The 230-nt window shown below is 52.2% G+C and carries 1 protein-coding gene; it reads right to left on the bottom strand.

Features of this window, described 5'->3' with window-relative positions; translation table 11 throughout:
- Positions 1–230: aldo/keto reductase (locus FDX22_RS30825; protein ID WP_255432720.1), on the bottom strand; the 230-nt coding region annotated here is incomplete at both ends.

Here is a 230-nt window from a genome sequence, read left to right as displayed (position 1 = left end):
GCACCGTTCAGGTATTTACCGGTTAAGGTGCCAAAACCAAGGCACGAGTAGGCCAGTAGCTCAACGCCTTCATACTGGCTCACTTCGGCCAGTCCAACTTCAAAGCTGCGGTTTAGCAGGCTGTACGGGTTCTGGATAGTGGCGATACGTGGCAGGTCATGTTTGTCTGCCAGGTGCAGATAACGCATTACGCCAAACGCGGTTTCGTTGGAAACACCGATGTAACGAAT

It is taken from the genome of Citrobacter sp. TBCS-14, assembly GCF_005280805.1.
Lineage (GTDB): Bacteria > Pseudomonadota > Gammaproteobacteria > Enterobacterales > Enterobacteriaceae > Citrobacter > Citrobacter gillenii.
This window is presented reverse-complemented; position numbering and strand designations above follow the sequence as displayed.